This window comes from Microbulbifer sp. 2205BS26-8, from assembly GCF_030731025.1.
Taxonomy (GTDB): domain Bacteria; phylum Pseudomonadota; class Gammaproteobacteria; order Pseudomonadales; family Cellvibrionaceae; genus Microbulbifer; species Microbulbifer spongiae.
Window position 1 is genome coordinate 1 of record NZ_JAVAMR010000095.1, and the last position, 3199, is coordinate 3199.

The following is a 3199-nucleotide window of genomic DNA, read 5'->3' on the forward strand; positions in this document are numbered from 1 at the left end:
CGCATACTATTTGTGCAGGGAAGGGTTATACGTGGGTCAAAATTCGATGCAAATCCGGGGGGTTAGTGGGTCAGTTTTAAGTGCAAATCAACATCGCGATACTTAAAAACTTGATGGCTTTCTACCTCACTAGGGGGCATATGCCCGAAGACGACACGCAGTCGCTTCAGGCTGATGTGATTGCTGCGGCGGGTCGCTGGTGCCTTTAGTGGGACCATCTCGGTGGGGCTGATCAAGGGTATGGCATAGATGCAAAACAACTAAAGGAAAGCCTCGCCAGTGATTAGGAAGCGAAGTAAGCGGCGCAAGCCGAGTGGCAACGTATCCAGAGAAGTCTGGCCACTATGAGTTACCAGCCGGCCCTGGGTCGCGCCGACATTTACCCCGGGCAACCGTCGCGGCTTGCAGGATGAAATGAAAAAAGGCGATATCAGGAAATTGATATCGCCTTTTTGCGCTTATTACTCCATGATTTACAAATCTATTTTGGTGCACCCGGGGGGACTCGAACCTCCGACAGCCTGGCTCTTGGCCAATCGATTGCGGCAATAAGGACTCCCTCAAACGGTTAATCAGTGCTCAACCCAGTGTCAAGGTGAGAGGAAAGGCACTTCCTCAGCAACACAGTGGCAGGGAGTGGACCTCAAAGCCAGTTTGGAACGCATCCTCAGCGCCCCGGAAGTATCCGGCTCTCCTACTCTGATGTAAGAGAAAGCCATTCGCGCCTGATACGTTCGCGGTCAACACCTACCCTTTTTTCGCGACATCACTGATCTTCACACTACCATCTTCATGACACGGCAGGTCACTTCAGGAGTTGTTGTTCAGTGTCGCATCAGGATTGATCATGACCGTCATCGAAGATGGTGACCCCTGATTATTGCTCACCAGAATGCTACCGGGGGCATAGCCGACCAATTCAGAGATATCGAAGATGCCGGTCGATTCCGCGCCCACATTCGTCCGCCCAATACGTAACTTGTTACTGCCATTGGGATTCATCTGCCAGATCTCACCAGAACTATTGTCTTCGTTAACGAAGATGACTCCATCCGGATAATCCACGCCATTCAAGGTGGTTGCCGCGGTCCAATCGATATTGTCCGGACTGTCCAAACTACCGTTTGAACCGCTTTCATTGGAGATTTTGGTCACGGTGAAGCTGGAGGAAGCGGCATCGAATCCGCTGTTGAATACCAGAGAGAAATTCAGGTTAAAGACGCCAGAATTCTGGTCGGCAAGCACGACTTCAGTAGGGCTACTCGGGCTGGTATCAATGTCTTCCAGCTTGCTGGACGTCAACGCTCCGGAAGCGCTGGTATCGAAAAAGCCACTATTGGTGTTACCCAGGCTTGGATAGGAGGCATTCAGATAGTACCAGCTACCATATGCCAAGCCGTTCCGAGCTAGAAAGCTGTTAGATGCATTGCCGCTGGCACCCAAACCCTTTATGCCAATGTACAGCTTCATATCCTGAGAACCGCCGTCGGGAGACAGCACGATTGCGACATGCTCGGTTTCACCGGTATCAATGAGCGCAGCGTTTTCCCAGGAGTCATACGACATACCGCCGATACCATCTGGAGCACTGCCTACGATTCCACTCAGCAGATAGAAATCGCGGTTGGCGCTGTCCAGAGCGAACAGACGCCCACTGCTGACTTCTTCACCGGTGATGTAGATCTGGTCAACAAATCCGCGATTGTCCCCAAACGTATTTGGTGCATAAGCCTGGCTTGAGCAGAAACGGAAAAAGCTGGTATTGGAGGTACTGGACGTATTGGTCCAGCTTGACCCGCCATTGCTACTCCAGCGATCATAAGCTTGCCGCGCAGCCACTACAAAACTTACACCACCCGTATTACCAGCGTTGATCATGTTGTAGATTGCTGTCTGCAAATTGGCAACATCGACATCCACTTCACTAACAGAGGCGTCACTGGTTTCGTGATTCACCTGAATCCGGATTGTTGAACTATTAACCAGAAAAGCACCCGCACCATCGAAGGTGCCGGGCATTGCATGGTCAACACCATCGCCTGAAGGATTGTCATCCTGGGTGATCACCTCAAAGGCTTGCCAACCGTTATAGGTGGAAACTTGCAGCGTGCCACCGTCAAGAGCACTCGCGGAGCTGATAATCAGTATCTGGGCAGCGAGAAAAGCGAAACCTGCCTTCTCTGCATAACCTGTCAACCGGTCCCAATTTGAGTGTATTGAAGAACTCATAGCCTGATCTTCTCCTGTCAATTAGAGAGCTTTTAGAATTTGATAATTCAGCTGGTTCAATCGAGCACTACCTTGTAGTGAAACCAGAAAACCAATGGACAGCCAAAAATCTCATTTCCAGTTAAAACAGATTACATTCCATTAGAATCGATATGGATGGGTGTGCCGTTGTAAGATAGACAACAGTGGTGAAGAATTTATGGCAATGATATAAAAATTCAGTGATTGAAATATTACGTAGCCTTCAATAGAAACATTGCATAAGCACAAATTAAATCACATGAAAGATATATACCGCGCCAGATTATTCAAATCACGCACTTGACCTTTCCCCAGCATTAGTACCATTAGCAGGATGAGATTCCGGTAAATTACGCCACCTTTTGAGCAAACTCAACTGGTAGTATATAGCCGAGTGAGCTGTGCGGCCTGATGGTGTTGTAGTGTTCTCGCCACTGATCGATTTCCAGCGAGTCTCTCCCAGCATGTATGTTGCACCGAGTTACTTGTCAAAGGTTGCGGGGATAAATGAGGCACAACTTTTGGAGGTCAATTGGATTAATCGGTCTTTACCTTCATTTAGCTGGAAATGCCTGCTTGGGGATATCAGGCGAAAAAACATCATTCGTCAGTTCGACCAGGAGCACAATGTAATACATGCAGCACTTGCAGGCCAGAGTATTGCTTTGGCTGGCTCTTTACTGGTCCAGAATACTCTCCAGAACGAGTGGCTGGTGTCCTACAAGAATTCTGCTGTGAAGTATCATTTTGATGGATTCACTTATTATACAGTGATTCGAGATCGAAATAGGTATAATAAAATATTAGGATATTTCTTGAATGGTTGATTGGGGATCTGTCGAGACAGCCTGTTTTTCGGTGACCCTCTATTATAATTTAATCATTAGGTAAACCCTCGGCTATGCCGGGGGGGACTCGAATAGATTCGACCGTTGCTACGGTCTAGTAG

General features: G+C 48.4%; 2 protein-coding genes. Both read right to left on the reverse strand.

The window, feature by feature from the left end:
- Window positions 1-810 precede the first annotated feature (810 nt).
- The gene (locus Q5Y71_RS16480) at window positions 811-2250 is read right to left on the reverse strand and encodes a hypothetical protein (RefSeq protein WP_306043176.1); all 1440 of its coding nucleotides are present in this window, start codon (window positions 2248-2250) and stop codon (window positions 811-813) included.
- A gap of 350 nt (window positions 2251-2600) precedes the next feature.
- Window positions 2601-2720, reverse strand: a complete 120-nt coding sequence (locus Q5Y71_RS16485) for an integrase core domain-containing protein (protein WP_371877091.1) — start codon at window positions 2718-2720, stop codon at window positions 2601-2603.
- Window positions 2721-3199: the final 479 nt, after the last annotated feature.